The sequence below is a fragment of the Burkholderia lata genome (assembly GCF_000012945.1).
Lineage (GTDB): Bacteria > Pseudomonadota > Gammaproteobacteria > Burkholderiales > Burkholderiaceae > Burkholderia > Burkholderia lata.
In genome coordinates this window covers 2,204,537-2,220,386 of the sequence record NC_007510.1, presented here as the reverse complement: position 1 = coordinate 2,220,386, position 15,850 = coordinate 2,204,537, and the positions used below count along the sequence as shown (strand labels likewise).

Below are 15,850 nucleotides of genomic sequence, written 5' to 3'. Positions count from 1 at the left end.
AGGAGCGCGTCACTCACGTGAACAGGTTGCAATTGACGGCAAGCGTCGTCGAACGCGCGCCGGTGCGATATACGCCGGCTGGTGTTCCGATCGCAAGCGCCACATTGCATCACCGCACGGAAGTCGTCGAAGCAGGCATTCCCCGTCAGGTCGAAATGACGATCGAGGCGGTGGCGGCCGGTGAGGCGAGCGGCAAGCTGGAAAGTCGTGAAATGGGCGTCGAAACGCTGTTCACGGGCTTCCTGGCAAAGAAAAGCCGCAACGCGAGAACCTTGGTGTTTCACATCACAGCATTGCAGGACATTGGAAAGGACTGAAATCATGCCCCGCCCGACTGGTAAGAAATTCGACAAGCGTCGTCAGCAACAAAACCCGCTCTTCAAGCGCAAGAAGTTCTGCCGTTTCACGGCTGCAGGCGTCGAGCAGATCGACTACAAGGACACGGAAACGCTGAAGGACTTCATCGGCGAAAACGGCAAGATCACGCCGGCTCGTCTGACGGGTACGAAGGCGCACTATCAGCGTCAGCTGGATACGGCCATCAAGCGTGCGCGTTTCCTCGCGCTGCTGCCGTACACCGATCAGCACAAGGCGTAATCAGGCGACGCAATAAGGAGAATTCGAATGCAAATCATTCTGTTGGAAAAAGTCGCCAATCTGGGTAACCTCGGCGACATCGTCAAGGTCAAGGACGGTTACGCTCGCAACTTCCTGATCCCGAACCGCAAGGCTCGCCGTGCAACGAAGGAAGCGATCGCCGAATTCGAAGTTCGCCGCGCTGAACTCGAAAAGATCGCCGCTGAAAAGCTGGCAGCATCGCAGGCAGTCGGCGAGAAGCTGAACGGCCAGTCGTTCGAAATCACGCAGAAGTCGGGCGTTGACGGCCGTCTGTTCGGCTCGGTCACGAACGGCGACGTCGCGGAACTGCTGAAGAAGGCAGGTTTCGAAGTCGAGAAGCTGCAAGTTCGCATGCCGGAAGGCCCGCTGAAGATGATCGGCGAGCACAGCGTCCAGGTTGCGCTGCATACGGACGTCGTCGTCGACATCACGATCAACGTGATCGGCGACCACGCGTAAGCGTACGCAAGCTTTCCGGGCGGCTTCCGCCGTCCGGACAAGGGCAGGCGCCCGGGCAACCGGGGCCTGCCTTTTTTATTGCCCGCTCGCTGGTGGCCGGTATGGCGCCGTCCTGTGTAATTCGCGATAATCCCAACCCATGAACGCGCCGCAAGATCCTCAAATCGAATCGCTGAAAGTCCCGCCGCATTCGGTCGAAGCCGAGCAGTCGGTGCTCGGCGGCCTGTTGCTCGACAACGCGGCCTGGGACCGGATTGCCGACTTCCTGTCGCAGGGCGACTTCTACCGCTATGACCACCGGATCATCTACGAGCACATCGGCCGCCTGATCGCGTCGACGCGCCCGGCCGACGTCGTGACCGTGTACGAAGCGCTGACCACGTCCGGCAAGGCCGACGACGTCGGCGGGCTCGCGTACCTGAATGCCCTCGCACAGAACACGCCGAGCGCGGCGAACATCCGCCGCTATGCGGAAATCGTGCGCGACCGCGCGGTGCTGCGCCGGCTCGTGTCGGTCGCCGACGAAATCTCGGCCGATGCGTTCAACCCGCAAGGCAAGGAAGTCCGTCAGCTGCTCGACGAGGCCGAGTCGAAGGTGTTCTCGATCGCCGAGGATGGCGCGCGCGGCAACCAGGGCTTCCTCGAGATCGGTCCGCTGCTCACGCAGGTCGTCGAGCGCATCGATACGCTGTACCACACGGCAAATCCGAGTGACGTCACGGGCACCCCGACGGGCTTCGTCGACCTCGACCGGATGACGTCCGGGATGCACGGTGGCGAACTGATCATCGTCGCAGGGCGTCCGTCGATGGGTAAGACCGCGTTCTCGATGAACATCGGCGAATACGTGGCGGTCGAGTACGGGCTGCCGGTCGCGGTGTTCTCGATGGAAATGCCGGGCACCCAGCTCGTGATGCGTATGCTCGGCTCGATCGGCCGGCTCGACCAGCACCGGATGCGGACGGGGCGCCTGACGGACGAGGATTGGCCGAAGCTGACGCACGCGGTGCAGAAGATGAGCGAGGCACAGCTCTTCATCGACGAAACCGGTGGCCTGAACCCGATGGAATTGCGCTCGCGCGCGCGGCGTCTTGCGCGGCAATGCGGCAAGCTCGGCCTGATCATCGTCGACTACCTGCAGCTGATGTCGGGTTCGTCGCAGGGCGAGAACCGCGCGACCGAAATCTCGGAAATCTCGCGATCGCTGAAGAGTCTCGCGAAGGAACTGGACGTGCCGGTGATCGCGCTGTCGCAGCTGAACCGCGGCCTCGAGCAGCGTCCGAACAAGCGTCCGGTGATGTCGGATTTGCGTGAATCAGGCGCAATCGAACAGGACGCGGACGTGATCCTGTTCATCTACCGCGACGAAGTCTACAACCCGGACAGCCCCGACAAGGGCACGGCCGAGATCATCATCGGCAAGCAGCGTAACGGCCCGATCGGCCCCGTTCGCCTCACGTTCCTGGGGCAATACACGAAGTTCGACAACTTTGCAGGGGCGCAGACGTTCTACGGCGAGTAACGCCGGTTTGTAAAGCCCTAAATCGCCAAACGTTGTATCCAATCCCGGCGCGCGCATGTGCGCGCGTCGCGGCACGACCGAATAACGGTACAATGTCGCCCGTTTTCGTGACAGTAGTTTGACAATCTCTCAGGAATCCCATGTTCGGTCGATTCATGCCCACCGAGGGCAAGTTCTTTGAACTCTTCAATGCGCACGCGAAGTACATCGTTTCCGGTGGCCGCGAGCTCGAACTGCTGATCGACAATCTCGCCGACGCCGAGATTCACAAGCAAAACGTGCAAACCGCCGAGAAGGCCGCCGACAAGCTCACGCACGAAGCGATCGATCTGCTGCACAAGACTTTCATCACGCCGCTCGATCGCGACGAGATCCACAAGCTGATCACGACGATGGACGACATCCTCGACCTGATGGAGGACGTCGCGACGGCCGTGTCGCTGTACGACGTGCGTGCCGTCACGTCGGAAGCGAGCCAGCTCGCGCACATCGTCACGCAGTCGGCCCAGCACGTTCAGCAGGCCGTTGCGATGCTGTCCGACATGAAGCAGTCGGCGCAGATCCTCAAGCAGTGCGAGGAGATCGACCGCTGGGAGTCGGAAGCCGATCGCGTGCTGCGCGCGGCGATGTCGAAGCTGTTCCGCGAGGAAGACGACGTGAAGACGCTCATCAAGCTGAAGGCGATCTACGAGCTGCTCGAAGAGATCACCGACAAGTGCGAGGACGTCGCGAACATCATCGAAGGCATCGTGCTGGAAAACGCCTGAGCGGACCACGATGCATTCGATACAACTCGCCCTATGGATGGTCGCGACGCTGGTGCTCGTCGCGCTCGTATTCGACTTCATGAACGGCTTTCACGACGCGGCGAACTCGATCGCCACCGTCGTGTCCACCGGGGTGCTGAAACCCCAGCAGGCCGTCGTGTTCGCGGCGGCGTTCAACGTCATCGCGTATTTCATCTTTCACCTGAAAGTCGCGCAGACCGTCGGTAAAGGCACGATCGATCCCGAGATCGTCGACCACTACGTCGTGTTCGGTGCGCTCGTCGGTGCGATCGGCTGGAACGTGATCACGTGGTACTACGGGATCCCGTCGAGCTCGTCGCATGCGCTGATCGGCGGCCTCGTCGGCGCGGCGCTCGCCAAGTCGGGCTGGAGCTCGCTGAACATCGACGGGCTGCTGAAGACCATCGCGTTCATCTTCATCTCGCCGCTGCTCGGCTTCATCCTCGGCTCGCTGTTCATGCTCGGCGTGTCGTGGCTGTATTTCCGTACCGCGCCCAGCAAGGTCGACCGGCGCTTCCGCCGGCTGCAGCTGCTGTCGGCCGGGCTGTACAGCCTCGGCCACGGCGGCAACGACGCGCAGAAGACGATCGGCATCATCTGGATGCTGCTGATCGCGTCGGGCTATGCGTCGGCGACCGCCGATGCACCGCCGGCGTGGGTGATCGGCGCGTGCTACCTGTCGATGGGCCTCGGTACGCTGTTCGGCGGCTGGCGCATCGTGCGCACGATGGGCCAGAAGATCACGAAGCTCAAGCCGGTCGGTGGCTTCTGTGCGGAAACCGGCGGTGCGATGACGCTGTTCCTCGCGTCGTTCCTCGGCATTCCTGTGTCGACCACGCACACGATCACCGGCGCGATCGTCGGCGTCGGCGCGACGCAGAAGCTGTCGGCCGTGCGCTGGGGTGTGGCCGGCAACATCGTGTGGGCGTGGGTGCTGACGCTGCCCGCGGCTGCGTTGTTCGCGGCCGGTGGATGGTGGCTCGGTCACCAGATCTTCTGATCGCCGATTCGATACTGTCGAACGGACATGAAATGCGCCGCAAGCCGAAAGGCTGCGGCGCATTTTCTTTTGGGGTGCGGGAAGGTGCGGCGAAGAGCGGCTGCGGTCGCGGGTGGCCGCAGGCGAGGGCGAAGCGGGCTAGTAACTTCCGTTCGCGAACCGGGCAATCGGATCGTCAGCGGTGGCGGTGCGCGGGCTGGCGGGCGCGGATTGGGTCGACGCACGTAGTACCTGAACGGGGGCGGGCTCGACACTGCGCGGTGACGCCGCGGCGGCGGCGGACGGCGGCTCCGCATCGAAAGCAGCAGCCTGGGCGGCAGTCAGCGCCGTCGTCGGAATCTGTGTGCCGGCCTCAGCCGGGCCGGCCGGTGCGGCATTCGCCGTCATCGCGGCGCTGCCCGTACCGTCATTCACGGACGTAGCCTGCTGCTGGGCCGCCTGCATGCGCGGCGGCGGTGGTTCATACGGGTCGGCCGACGCGGCTGCGGGGGCAACCGCTGCGGTCGATACGACCTGCGGGGACGGCATGACCGGTGCAGGTGCCTGGGTCGCAGCAGCTTGCGACGACGTATAGGCCGGCTGCCGCGGCGCGGCGGCAGTCACGACCACCGGGGCGGGCGCCACGACGGGCGCGCTGCGCGGCTCGTCACGCTTGGCTTCATAGGTCGGCGCATCGAACGGCGTAGGCGCCCCGCGCGGCGGCACGACGCGGCGAATGCCGTCGAAACGCTTGGCCCAGTAAGGATTCGTCAGGTAGTCGAGCCGCACGGTGCCGCCCGTCGACGGTGCGTTGACGAAGCGCAGCTTGCCGACATAGATGCCGACGTGCGAATGCGGCCGCCCGGTCGTATTGAAGAAGATCAGGTCGCCCGGCGCGATCTGGTCGGGATCGATCGACACGCCGCGGCCGCTCATGTCGGCCGTCGTGCGCGGCAGGTTCACGTCGGCCGCACGGCCGATCACGTAGCGCACGAGCCCGCTGCAGTCGAAGCCGCTGGTCGGCGTGTTGCCGCCCCAGCGATACGGGACGCCGACGAGGCTCATCGCCTGGATCGAGATTTCTTCCTGGCCGACGCTGTGATCGACGAACTTCGGGAAATTGGCGGGGGCGGGGAATGCGCGCGGTGTCGTGATCTTCATGCCCGAGGCGGGGCGCGATGCCGACTGCGGCGGCACGCTGGAGCAGGCCGCAAGCAGTGAAACGACAGCAACGGGAACCCAGATTCGAAGCATGGCAAGGCGGGCAAGCGCGGCGCGCTCGCGAATCGTATGACAACAGACAGACCCGATGGTAGACGCTCCGGCGGGGCTTAAGCAACCATTCTTGAGAATTTACTTGAAGTTTCGCGCGTAAACCGGGTTGTTGCGTGACGATGTGTTACTTGCGTTTTCGACCCCAAATAAAAACGGCGCTCCGGAAAGGAGCGCCGCTTTGCGTTGCGTCGAAGCCGGCCGACGGGCCGGCCTGTCGCGTTACAGGATGTCCGACGCGTAGTCGGCGAGTCGCGAGCGTTCGCCGCGTGCGAGCGTCACGTGGCCGCTGTGGCCCCAGCCCTTGAAGCGGTCGACGACGTACGTGAGCCCCGAGCTGCCTTCGGTCAGGTAAGGCGTGTCGATCTGCGCGATGTTGCCGAGGCACACGATCTTCGTGCCCGGGCCCGCGCGCGTGACGAGCGTCTTCATCTGCTTCGGCGTCAGGTTCTGCGCTTCGTCGATGATCAGGTACTTGTCGACGAACGTACGGCCGCGCATGAAGTTCATGCTCTTCACCTTCAGGCGCGAACGGATCAGCTCCTGCGTTGCGGCACGGCCCCATTCGCCGGCAGCGTCGTCGGTCTTCTGCAGCACTTCGAGGTTGTCGTCGAATGCGCCCATCCACGGCTGCATCTTCTCTTCCTCGGTACCGGGCAGGAAACCGATGTCCTCGCCGACAGGCACGGTCGCGCGCGTCACGATGATCTCGTTGTAGCGCTTGTCGTCGAGCACCTGCGCGAGGCCGGCCGCGAGCGCGACGAGCGTCTTGCCGGTACCGGCCTGGCCGAGCAGCGTGACGAAGTCGATCTCGGGGTTCATCAGCAGGTTCAGCGCGAAATTCTGCTCGCGGTTGCGCGCGGTGATGCCCCACACGTTGTTCTTGTGGTGGCTGTAGTCGCGCAGCGTCTGCAGCAGCGCCGTCTTGCCGTTCAGTTCGCGGACGATCGCATGGAACGTCGGCTCGCCGTTCTGCGGCTCGAGATAGACGAACTCGTTGACGAGCATCGACGCGACGAGCGGGCCGGTCACGCGGTAGTACGTGGTGCCCGTCTTCGTGTCCTGCCAGCTCTCCATGCCCTTCGCATGCTTGGTCCAGAAGTCCTGCGGCAGTTCGCGTACGCCGTTGTACAGGAGATCCGAATCCTCGAGTACCTGGTCGTTGAAGTAGTCTTCCGCGGGCAGGCCGAGCGCGTGCGCCTTGATCCGCATGTTGATGTCTTTCGACACCAGCACGACCTGGCGATCGGGACGGTCGCGCTGCAGCGCGCGCACGACGCCGAGGATCTGGTTGTCGGCCTTGCCTTCAGGCAAACCTTCGACGGGCGCGATGTCGGCGAGCTTCGTCTGGAAGTACAGGCGGCCGAGCGCCTCGCGGCTGCCGAGGCGCGACAGCGGAATGCCGGCCGTGATCGCGCCGGCATCGGCGACGAGCGCGTCGAGCGTGCGGCTGACCTGGCGTGCGTTGCGCGCGACTTCGGACATCCCCTTCTTGTGGTTGTCGAGTTCCTCGAGCGTCATCATCGGCAGATAGACGTCGTGTTCCTCGAAGCGGAAGAGGCTGCTCGGGTCGTGCATCAGCACGTTGGTGTCGAGCACGAACAGTTTCTGCAGTTCGGCTTCGGCGGGCTTGCGGCTGCGCGACTTCGTCGCGGCGCCGGTATCGCGCGCGGGTGCGGCGGCCGGTTTGTCGGCAGCCGGTTTATCGTTGCGTGCAACGACCGGTGCCGCGGGTTCGGCGGGCGCCGGCATCGGCTGCAGCAGTGCAGCCGTCTGTTTCGTCTTGCGGCCACGTGCGGGTGTGCTTGCGGCATCTTGCGTCGAAGACGCGACGGCGCGCAGTGGCGCTGCCGTGTTCGCGGCTTCGGTCATCGGTTGGGCCACGCTCGCCGGACCAAAGTCACCGGCTGTGGATGCGTCCCCTTCGGCGGATTTCTTCGCGGCTTTCGCGGGCCGCGCTTTCGCCTTGTATTCGTCGGGCGGCAGCAGGCTGCCGAGCTTGCTGGGGGGAGTAGGCAAAGGCATGGTGTCCCTCGGGAGGAATCGTGTCGCATGGCGTGCGCCGCTGATCGCATCCTGCGTGACGTAGACGCATGCAGTTTGCGCGCGGTGGCGCACAGGAAGTTCGTCTAGCCGGTTCGCCTAAGTGTCGATCAGCTCCTTGACGCGGTGAGGGCCGGACCGAGGGCCGGCGCGCAATCCATAAAAAAAGCCGCTGCCTCGTCGATAGAGGCATGCGGCTCGGCTGATACCGTCGTAATGCGCGTCAGGTGCCGGCAAGCATCGCAACGAGCACCGGCGCAGCTACGAGAAATATGGGGCGAACTGGCATTCATTGCGGCCCAATATAACGCGCCTCAAAGCGCTTGTACAGCACTTAGCACGTCGTCCACATGGCCCGGTACCTTGATGCCGCGCCATGCCTGGCGAAGCACGCCGTCGGCGTCGATCAGGAACGTCGAGCGCTCGATTCCGCGCACTTCCTTGCCATACATTTTCTTCATCTTGATGACATCGAACAGCGCGCACAGCGCTTCGTCGGCATCGGAAATCAGCGGGAACGGCAGCTCGAGCTTTGCCTTGAAATTGTCATGCGAGCGCAGGCTGTCGCGCGACACGCCGATGACTTCCGCACCGGCTTTCTTGAACTTCGGATAGAGATCGCGGAACTGCAGCCCTTCGGTCGTGCAGCCCGGCGTGTTGTCCTTCGGATAGAAGTACAGCACGAGTTTCTTGCCCTTCAGGTCGGACAGCGAAATGTCGCCGCCCGTAGCCGGTGCGGTGAAATCGGGAACTTGACGGTCAACTTCGACGGACACGTGTTTCTCCTGTTGTTATGGAAAGGCGCCGCTGCGGCGGCGCGGTTCGGCAGGGCGTCGCGGCAGCGCGCCGCAAGGGCGGAGCGGGCGACGCCGGCTCGTGCGAACTCAGTCGGGCTGGACGATCAGTTCGCCGGAGCGGCCGGGGATTTCGCCCCACGTGACAGGGTACGATGGCAGCGAGTCGCGGTCCAGCGTCGCGTGGTAGTCGCCCATCGTCGCAAACGTGTGGCCTTGCGCGCGCCAGCCGGCGAGCAGTTGCTCGAACACGGGCGCGAGCTTCTGGCCTTCCAGTTCCGCATGCAGCGTGAACACCTGGTCGTGCGGATTGGTTTCGGTGAACTTGAGGATGTGCGCGGCGACGTTGTGCGTGTCGACGCCGTCGATGCCGAGCACTTCGTCGAGCGTCGGCAGCGTGGTGGGCATCTGCACGTGCGACAGCGTGCGGCCGTTGACGACGGGCAGGTACGGCGAATGGCCGCGGCCGTCGGATGCGTAGCGCATCCCCCATGCGTCGATCTGCTCGAATGCGGAATCGTTCATCTGCCAGCCGGCCGCGCCGTGCGTGACGGGCGGCGCGCCGAAGACCTCGATGAAGCGCGCGTGACTCTTCTGCATTTCATGCGCGGTCCAGTCGCGATCACGCACGCGGACGTTGTCCTGCCAGTACACGTGATCCCACGTGTGGATTCCGCATTCGAAGCCGGCCTCGTGAATCGCGCGCATGTCGGCGATCGCACGGCGGCCGATGTCGGGGCCCGGCAGCAGCACGCCGTACATCAGCTGCTTCACGCCGTAGTGCTCGACCACCGACGTGCGCGACACTTTCTTCAGGAAGCCGGGGCGGAACACGCGCCGCAGCGCCCAGCCCGTGTGATCGGGCCCGAGGCTGAAGAGGAAGGTCGCGCGCGCACTGAAGCGGTCGAAGATGCGCGCGAGGTTCGGCACGCCTTCGCGCGTGCCGCGCAGCGTGTCGACGTCGATCTTGAGGACGATGCGAGCCAAGCGAACGTCCCGATCAGCCTTGCTGTTCGACGAGCGCGCGCGCGTCGGCGACGTGGCCGCGATACGCTTCGAAGATGTTGCGCAGCGCGTCGTCGAACGTCGCTTGCGGCGCCCAGCCGAGTTCCTGCATCGTGTTGTCGATCTTCGGCACGCGGTTCTGCACGTCCTGGTAGCCGTTGCCGTAGTAGGCGCCGGACGTCGTTTCGACGAGCTTCACCTGCTTGGCCGAATCCGCGTACTCGGGGAATTCCGCTGCCAGTTCGAGCATCTTGTGCGCGAGTTCGCGAACCGAGAAGTTGTTCTTCGGATTCCCGATGTTGTAGATCTTGCCCGACGCGACGCCGTCCTTGTTATCGATGATCTTCATCAGCGCGCTGATGCCGTCGCCGATGTCGGTGAATGCGCGCTTCTGCGAGCCGCCGTCGACGAGGCTGATGTTCTCGCCGCGCACGATGTGGCCGAGGAACTGCGTGACCACGCGCGAGCTGCCTTCCTTCGGCGTGTAGATCGAGTCGAGGCCCGGGCCGATCCAGTTGAACGGGCGGAACAGCGTGAAGTTCAGGCCTTCCATCCCGTAGCCCCAGATCACGCGGTCCATCAGCTGCTTCGAGCACGCGTAGATCCAGCGCGGCTTGTTGATCGGGCCGTAGGTGAGGGCCGATGCATCCGGGTCGAACTGCTCGTCCGAGCACATGCCGTAGACCTCGGAGGTCGACGGGAACACGAGGTGCTTGCCGTACTTGACGGCCGAACGCACGATCGGCAGGTTCGCCTCGAAGTCGAGTTCGAACACGCGCAGCGGCTGCTGGACGTAGGTGGCGGGCGTCGCGATCGCGACGAGCGGCAGGATTACGTCGCACTTCTTCACGTGATACTCGACCCACTCCTTGTTGATCGTGATGTCGCCTTCGAAGAAATGCATCCGCTCGTGGTTGACGAGGTCACCCAGCCGATCGGTCTGCATGTCCATGCCGAACACTTCCCAATCGGTGGTTTCAAGAATGCGCTTCGACAGGTGATGGCCGATGAAGCCGTTCACACCCAGGATCAGGACTTTTTTTGCTTTCATGAATGACGGGAAGAATGAATGAACTGCGCGAATTCCGCGGGCGTCACGACGGTTTCGCTGCCGTCCCGCTGCTGCCACAGCTCGAGAATGGATAGGGCGCGGCTGTCGCCGCAGACGCCGAATAGCGCATTATCGCTTACGTGCAGGCCGGGCGGCAAATCTGCCGCGGCGGCCGCTGCCGCGCTGCCGGGCGCCGCCAGGCGCGCGCGCGCGATCACGAAACGCGTGCCGCCGACGTCCGTGAACGCGCCCGGATACGGGGGCGCGACCGCGCGCACCAGGTTGTAGACCTGCGCGGCCGGCTTCGACCAGTCGACGCGGCCGTCCTCGGGTTTGCGCCCGCCGTAGTAGCTGCCGGTGGCAAGGTCATTGGGCAGGTGCGCCGCTTCGCCCGCGAGCAGCGCGGGAAGCACGCGCCAGAGCGTCTGCTCGGCGGCGACGGTGACCTTGTCGAACACCTGCGTGGCCGTGTCGTCCGGCAGGATCGGCACCGCGGTCTGGCCAATGATCGCGCCCGCGTCGGGCTTCGCGGCCATCTCGTGCAGCGTCGCGCCGGTTTCGGTTTCGCCGTTCAGCACCGCCCAGTTGGTCGGTACCCGACCCCGGTATTTCGGCAGCAGCGAACCGTGCATGTTGTACGCACCCTTCGGCGCGATCGCGAGCAGGTCCACCGGCAGCATGTGCCGGTAGTAGAACGAGAAGATGAAGTCCGGCTGCGCGTCGGATACCGCGCGGCGCAGCGCCGGATCGGCGGGATCCGACGGCGTGAGCACCGGGATGCCGTGCTCGGTCGCGACGGATGCGACGCTGCCGAACCAGATGTTCTCGTTCGGGTTGTCCTCGTGCGTGACGACGAGCGCGACGTCGACGCCGCGCGCGAGCAGCACCTGCAGGCACCGCACGCCGACGTTGTGATACGCGAAGACGACTGCGCGCGGCTTCATTGCGCGGCCCCCGTGCGGTTCGCGCCGGCCGGCACCGCCGGCACGCCGTCGTGCTGCTCGAGCACGGCCTGGATCAGGTAGCGCGGCCGTGCACGCACCTGCTGGTAGATGCGGCCGACGTATTCGCCGAGCAGGCCGAGCGCGAAGATGATCACGCCGAGCAGGAAGAACGTGATCGCGAACAGCGTGAACACGCCTTGCACTTCCGCGCCGACGATGAAGCGTCGCACGAGCAGCAGCACGAACAGGGCGGCGGAGCCGAGCGACAGGATCACGCCGATGAACGACAGCCACTGCAGCGGCACGACCGAGAAGCCCGTCACGAGGTCGAAGTTCAGCCGGATCAGGCTGTACAGCGAGTACTTCGACTCGCCGGCGAAGCGCTCCTCGTGCGCGACCTCGATTTCGGTCGGTTTCTGCGCGAACGTATAGGCGAGTGCGGGGATGAACGTGTTGACTTCGCCGCACACGTTGATCGTGTCGATGATGCGGCGGCTGTACGCGCGCAGCATGCAGCCCTGGTCGGTCATCTTGATGCGGGTGATGCGCTCGCGCAGGCGGTTCATCATCTGCGACGCCTTGCGCCGCCACAGGCTGTCCTGGCGCTGCTTGCGGATCGAGCCGACATAGTCGTAGCCCTCGCGCATCTTCGCGATCAGCTTGCCGATTTCCTCGGGCGGGTTCTGCAGGTCGGCGTCGAGCGTGATGACGATCTCGCCGCGCGATTGCGCGAAGCCGGCGAGGATCGCCATGTGCTGGCCGTAGTTGCCGTTGAGCAGCACGATGCGCGTCGTGTCGGGACGTACGTGGAACTGATCGGCGAGCATCGCGGCCGAGCGGTCGCGGCTGCCGTCGTTGATCAGGATCACTTCGTACGACGTGTCGAGTGCGTCGAGCGCCGGATACAGCCGCGCGAACAGCGCGGCGAGGCCGTCTTCCTCGTTGTACACGGGGATGATGACCGAAACTTCGGGCTGCCCGGCGACCGGATGCCCGGCGCGTGCTTCAAGGTGACTCATGTACGCTTATTTTCCGTATTGTTCGCAAATCTGGTTGATGGCGTCGACTACGCGACGCACGTCGCCTTCCGTCATCTGCGTGAAGAGCGGCAGCGTGACGGTCGACGCGCCGTACCGTTCGGCGTGGGGGAACATGCCCTCCTTGAAGCCGCGCGCACGGTACAGCGTGAAAAGATGGATCGCCGGGTAGTGGATGCCCGTGCCGATGCCGCGTTCCTTCAGTTGCGCCATGAATTCGGCGCGCGTGATCGTCAGCCGCTCGAGCGGCAGCGTGATCAGGAACATGTGCCAGTTGCTGTTCTCGAAGTCGGCAACCGGCAGGCCGACGCCGAGCTTCACGGCCGCGCTGCCGTCGAACGCGGCGAAATACGCCCGTGCGAGCGCGCGGCGCTGCGCGGTGAAGCGGTCGATGTGCGGCAGCTGGCCGAGGCCGACACGTGCGGCGACGTCGGTCAGGTTGTACTTGCCGCCGAGCACGTCGCAGTCCATCCCGTCGAAGCCCGTGCGCGTGATGCCCTGCAGCCGGTACTTCTGCGCGAGCGTCGCTTCTTCCTCGTTGTTCAGCACGAGTGCGCCGCCTTCGATCGTCGTCAGGTTCTTGTTCGCGTGGAAGCTGAACGACACGATGTCGCCGATCGCGCCGATGCGCTTGCCGTTCCACGTCGAGCCGAATGCCTGCGCCGCATCCTCGATCACGCGCAGCTTGTGCGCGCGTGCGATCGCGTACAGACGGTCCATGTCGACCGGCAGGCCGGACAGGAACACGGGGATGATCGCCTTCGTGCGCGGCGTGATCGCCTGCTCGAGCTTGTCGAGGTCGATGTTGCGCGTGACAGGATCGATGTCGGCGAACACGGGCGTCGCGCCGGTCTCGATGATCACGTTGCTGGTCGAGACCCACGACGCCGGCGTTGTGATCACCTCGTCGCCGGCACCGACGCCCGCGATGCGCAGGCCGATCTCGAGCGTGCAGGTGCCCGAGTTGAACGCGCGGACCGGACGGCCGCCGCAGTACTCGGACAGCGCCGCTTCGAATTTCTGGCTCTGCGGGCCGGTGGTGATCCAGCCCGAGCGCAGCACTTCGACGACGCCCTGGATGGTTTCCTCATCGATCTCGGGGCGGGTGAACGGCAGAAACGGAGCGGTAGTCTGGCTCATGAACGCGTTGGCCTGTAATGGCGTGTAATAAAAGGGTCGGGCGATCCCGGCCGAAACCGGCATTAAACACCGGTTGGCGGAATCGCACCGTGATTTTTTGTAGGCGGACGCTTAATGCGCGCGGCGGGGCCGGCTCAGCTGCGTGCGAGCACCAGCACGCCGATCAGGATGATGCCGATGCCGACGAGCCGCTGGACCGACAGCACTTCGCCGAACAGGTACCAGGCCGCGAACGCGTTGACGACGTAGCCGAGCGACAGCATCGGGTACGCGATCGACACGTCGACCCGTGACAGCCCGACGATCCAGACCACGACGCTCAGCACGTAGCAGCCGAGACCGCCGATGATCGGCAATTGGGTCGCGATCTTCAGGCCGACCGGGATGATGTTCGCACGGCTGAATTCGAAGTGTCCAACGGCGTTGACGCCGGCTTTCAGCAGAAGTTGCGCACAGGCGTTGAGCATCACGCCGGTGATGATGCAGACGAACGAAACGGGATTCATGCGGCAGGCGTCCTTACGATTGCGGTTTCTCGACGATCACGCGGCGGTTGTCGCGCGCGACCACGCGCATCGGCACGCCTTGCTTGACCAGGGTGTCGTACTGGCCGGGCGACATGATCGCGAGCGCATGGGTTTCCTGTTTCCAGCGCGTGATCCACTCGTCGACGGTCGGAATCCACTTGTTCGGCTCCATCGAGATCCCGAACGCGAGCTCGTCCTGGCGCTGGACCATGATCGTCGTGTGGCCCATATAGAACGGGAACGTGTGATCGAGCATTTCGACCGAGTAGAACGGCGTGTCGGGCGGCAGCTTCGCCAGTTCGGCGCGCACGGCCGGTGCGAGCAGCGCGCCCGAGCTGTAGCGGCCGAATTCGTCATGACCGGTGCCGCCGATCGTGCCGAACGCGAGCCAGGCGGCGCCGAACGCGGCGAGCGCGGCAGCGACGCCCGTGCGGCGGTTCAGCCAGGCGGCCGCGAGCGTCAGTACGGCTGCGACTGCGAGGCCCCCGTACAGCCACATCTGGAACGCGCGGTACTGCGCGTTCGGCGTGCGGGCATCGCCCTGGTACGCGAGGAAGATGATCCCGAACGCCGCGACGACGATGAATACGAGGTAGCCGAGCAGGTGGCGGCGGAACCGGTCGGCGCTGATCAGCGGCAGGTACGCGCCGATGACCAGCGCGAGCGCCGGCGCGATCGGCAGCACGTACGAGATCAGCTTCGAATGCGACGCGCTGAAGAACAGGAAGATGAATGCGCTCCAGATCAGCAGCACGAGCATCGGCGCGAAGCCATTCGGCTGGCGCGGCATCCGCAGCGCATGGCGGAGGCTCTGCCACGCGACCGACAGCCACGGCAGGAAGCCGACCAGCAGCACGGGCACGAAGTAGTAAACCGGGCCCGGGCGGTTCTGTTCCGGGGTCAGGTACCGGCGGAACTGCTGGACGATGAAGAAGAAGTTGAAGAATTCGGGATTGCGCTGCTGGACGAGCACGAACCACGGCGTGACGATCGCGAAGAAGATCACGAGGCCGCTCACCAGGTACAGGCGCTTCCAGAGCGCCCAGTCGCGTGCGATCAGCGTATAGAGCACGAGCACGGCGCCGGGCAGGATCAGGCCGACGAGGCCCTTCGATAGCACCGCGAACGCCATCGCGCCCCAGCACGCCCACATCCAGCCGCGTGCCGCGGCCGGGCGCAGCCCGGGCCGCTGCGCGAGCAGCAGCGAGCACAGCGACAGCGACATCCAGAACGCGAGCCCCATGTCGAGCGCGTTGAAGTGGCCCATCAGGTTCCAGTACGGCGACGACGCGAGCACGACGGCGGCGAGGAAGCCCGACAGCGGGTTAAACAGGCGCGCGCCGGTGTAGCCGACCAGCAGGATGCCGGCGAAGCTCGCGACGGCCGTGTAGAGGCGCGCCTGCCATTCGCCGATGCCGAACCACGCGAACGTGAGCGCGTTCAGCCAGGTTTGCAGCGGCGGCTTCTCGAAATACTTGTAGCCGTTGTAGCGCGGCGTGATCCAGTCGCCGGTGACGAACATCTCGCGCGCCATTTCCGCGTAGCGGCCTTCGTCGCTCGGGATCAGGTGGCGCAGCCCGAGCGGCGCGAACCAGACGATCGCGAGTGCGACGACGAGGAGGACGAGCGTGATGCGATTGAGCGGTAGCCTCGACGGCGTATCGTTCATGG

At 64.7% G+C, this 15,850-nt stretch carries 16 protein-coding genes and 1 pseudogene; 7 read left to right on the top strand and 10 right to left on the bottom strand.

Annotated elements, in window-relative coordinates:
* The first annotated feature begins 17 nt into the window (after positions 1–17).
* From priB to BCEP18194_RS15895, 6 genes are all read left to right on the top strand, one after another.
* Positions 18–317, top strand: a complete 300-nt coding sequence (gene priB, locus BCEP18194_RS15920; RefSeq protein ID WP_006486250.1) for a primosomal replication protein N — start codon at positions 18–20, stop codon at positions 315–317.
* Positions 318–321: 4 nt separating this feature from the next.
* Complete coding sequence (gene rpsR / locus BCEP18194_RS15915; protein WP_006486248.1) at positions 322–597, top strand: 30S ribosomal protein S18; 276 nt, start codon at positions 322–324, stop codon at positions 595–597.
* Between the two features lie 27 nt (positions 598–624).
* Complete coding sequence (rplI, locus tag BCEP18194_RS15910) at positions 625–1,077, top strand: 50S ribosomal protein L9 (RefSeq protein ID WP_011352314.1); 453 nt, start codon at positions 625–627, stop codon at positions 1,075–1,077.
* Between the two features lie 139 nt (positions 1,078–1,216).
* On the top strand, positions 1,217–2,599 hold the full coding sequence (locus tag BCEP18194_RS15905) for a replicative DNA helicase (protein WP_011352313.1): 1,383 nt from the start codon (positions 1,217–1,219) through the stop codon (positions 2,597–2,599).
* Positions 2,600–2,739: 140 nt separating this feature from the next.
* Positions 2,740–3,366, top strand: a complete 627-nt coding sequence (locus tag BCEP18194_RS15900) for a DUF47 domain-containing protein (RefSeq protein ID WP_011352312.1) — start codon at positions 2,740–2,742, stop codon at positions 3,364–3,366.
* Between the two features lie 10 nt (positions 3,367–3,376).
* Positions 3,377–4,387: an inorganic phosphate transporter gene (locus BCEP18194_RS15895; protein ID WP_011352311.1), complete on the top strand. Its 1,011-nt coding sequence runs from the start codon at positions 3,377–3,379 to the stop codon at positions 4,385–4,387.
* A 138-nt stretch (positions 4,388–4,525) separates the two neighbouring features.
* Here BCEP18194_RS15895 and BCEP18194_RS15890 read toward each other — a convergent pair whose 3' ends face one another.
* Positions 4,526–5,620: a C40 family peptidase gene (locus tag BCEP18194_RS15890; protein WP_011352310.1), complete on the bottom strand. Its 1,095-nt coding sequence runs from the start codon at positions 5,618–5,620 to the stop codon at positions 4,526–4,528.
* Positions 5,621–5,860: 240 nt separating this feature from the next.
* A complete protein-coding gene (locus BCEP18194_RS15885; RefSeq protein WP_011352309.1) occupies positions 5,861–7,663 on the bottom strand; it encodes a PhoH family protein in 1,803 nt (600 codons plus the stop codon).
* On the opposite strand from BCEP18194_RS15885, the pseudogene BCEP18194_RS42090 reads away from it, so the two are divergent.
* Positions 7,559–7,803: pseudogene (locus BCEP18194_RS42090) on the top strand (hypothetical protein); the annotation flags it as partial. The gene BCEP18194_RS15885 and the pseudogene BCEP18194_RS42090 overlap by 105 nt on opposite strands.
* 192 nt (positions 7,804–7,995) lie before the next feature.
* Here BCEP18194_RS42090 and BCEP18194_RS15880 read toward each other — a convergent pair.
* From BCEP18194_RS15880 to BCEP18194_RS15845, 8 genes are all read right to left on the bottom strand, one after another.
* Positions 7,996–8,457, bottom strand: a complete 462-nt coding sequence (locus BCEP18194_RS15880) for a peroxiredoxin (protein WP_006756046.1) — start codon at positions 8,455–8,457, stop codon at positions 7,996–7,998.
* A gap of 108 nt (positions 8,458–8,565) precedes the next feature.
* Positions 8,566–9,462 (bottom strand): polysaccharide deacetylase family protein, encoded by an 897-nt coding sequence (locus tag BCEP18194_RS15875; RefSeq protein ID WP_011352308.1) that lies wholly within the window; start codon positions 9,460–9,462, stop codon positions 8,566–8,568.
* A 13-nt stretch (positions 9,463–9,475) separates the two neighbouring features.
* Complete coding sequence (locus BCEP18194_RS15870; RefSeq protein ID WP_011352307.1) at positions 9,476–10,531, bottom strand: bifunctional UDP-4-keto-pentose/UDP-xylose synthase; 1,056 nt, start codon at positions 10,529–10,531, stop codon at positions 9,476–9,478.
* Positions 10,528–11,475 carry a formyltransferase gene (locus tag BCEP18194_RS15865; protein ID WP_011352306.1) on the bottom strand — a complete coding sequence of 316 codons (948 nt, stop codon included), beginning with the start codon at positions 11,473–11,475 and terminating at the stop codon, positions 10,528–10,530. The genes BCEP18194_RS15870 and BCEP18194_RS15865 overlap by 4 nt, the downstream gene beginning before the upstream one ends.
* Positions 11,472–12,494, bottom strand: a complete 1,023-nt coding sequence (locus BCEP18194_RS15860) for a glycosyltransferase (protein ID WP_011352305.1) — start codon at positions 12,492–12,494, stop codon at positions 11,472–11,474. Before BCEP18194_RS15860 ends, BCEP18194_RS15865 begins: the two co-directional genes overlap by 4 nt.
* 6 nt (positions 12,495–12,500) lie before the next feature.
* On the bottom strand, positions 12,501–13,652 hold the full coding sequence (locus BCEP18194_RS15855) for a DegT/DnrJ/EryC1/StrS family aminotransferase (RefSeq protein ID WP_041492865.1): 1,152 nt from the start codon (positions 13,650–13,652) through the stop codon (positions 12,501–12,503).
* A gap of 134 nt (positions 13,653–13,786) precedes the next feature.
* The gene (locus BCEP18194_RS15850; protein ID WP_011352303.1) at positions 13,787–14,158 is read right to left on the bottom strand and encodes an EamA family transporter; all 372 of its coding nucleotides are present in this window, start codon (positions 14,156–14,158) and stop codon (positions 13,787–13,789) included.
* 13 nt (positions 14,159–14,171) lie between these two features.
* Entirely contained in the window at positions 14,172–15,848 is a 1,677-nt protein-coding gene (locus tag BCEP18194_RS15845; protein ID WP_011352302.1) for a glycosyltransferase family 39 protein, read from the bottom strand.
* Positions 15,849–15,850 lie beyond the last annotated feature (2 nt).

Excerpts from the sequence above, each read along its gene's own strand:
- BCEP18194_RS15900 (WP_011352312.1), top strand. The coding sequence starts at position 2,740 with ATGTTCGGTCGATTCATGCCCACCGAGGGCAAGTTCTTTGAACTCTTC.
- BCEP18194_RS15860 (WP_011352305.1), bottom strand. The coding sequence starts at position 12,494 with ATGAGTCACCTTGAAGCACGCGCCGGGCATCCGGTCGCCGGGCAGCCC.
- BCEP18194_RS15845 (WP_011352302.1), bottom strand. The coding sequence starts at position 15,848 with ATGAACGATACGCCGTCGAGGCTACCGCTCAATCGCATCACGCTCGTC.
- BCEP18194_RS15890 (WP_011352310.1), bottom strand. The coding sequence starts at position 5,620 with ATGCTTCGAATCTGGGTTCCCGTTGCTGTCGTTTCACTGCTTGCGGCC.
- BCEP18194_RS15905 (WP_011352313.1), top strand. The coding sequence starts at position 1,217 with ATGAACGCGCCGCAAGATCCTCAAATCGAATCGCTGAAAGTCCCGCCG.
- BCEP18194_RS15850 (WP_011352303.1), bottom strand. The coding sequence starts at position 14,158 with ATGAATCCCGTTTCGTTCGTCTGCATCATCACCGGCGTGATGCTCAAC.
- BCEP18194_RS15865 (WP_011352306.1), bottom strand. The coding sequence starts at position 11,475 with ATGAAGCCGCGCGCAGTCGTCTTCGCGTATCACAACGTCGGCGTGCGG.
- rplI (WP_011352314.1), top strand. The coding sequence starts at position 625 with ATGCAAATCATTCTGTTGGAAAAAGTCGCCAATCTGGGTAACCTCGGC.
- BCEP18194_RS15855 (WP_041492865.1), bottom strand. The coding sequence starts at position 13,652 with ATGAGCCAGACTACCGCTCCGTTTCTGCCGTTCACCCGCCCCGAGATC.
- BCEP18194_RS15885 (WP_011352309.1), bottom strand. The coding sequence starts at position 7,663 with ATGCCTTTGCCTACTCCCCCCAGCAAGCTCGGCAGCCTGCTGCCGCCC.
- rpsR (WP_006486248.1), top strand. The coding sequence starts at position 322 with ATGCCCCGCCCGACTGGTAAGAAATTCGACAAGCGTCGTCAGCAACAA.
- BCEP18194_RS15870 (WP_011352307.1), bottom strand. The coding sequence starts at position 10,531 with ATGAAAGCAAAAAAAGTCCTGATCCTGGGTGTGAACGGCTTCATCGGC.
- BCEP18194_RS15895 (WP_011352311.1), top strand. The coding sequence starts at position 3,377 with ATGCATTCGATACAACTCGCCCTATGGATGGTCGCGACGCTGGTGCTC.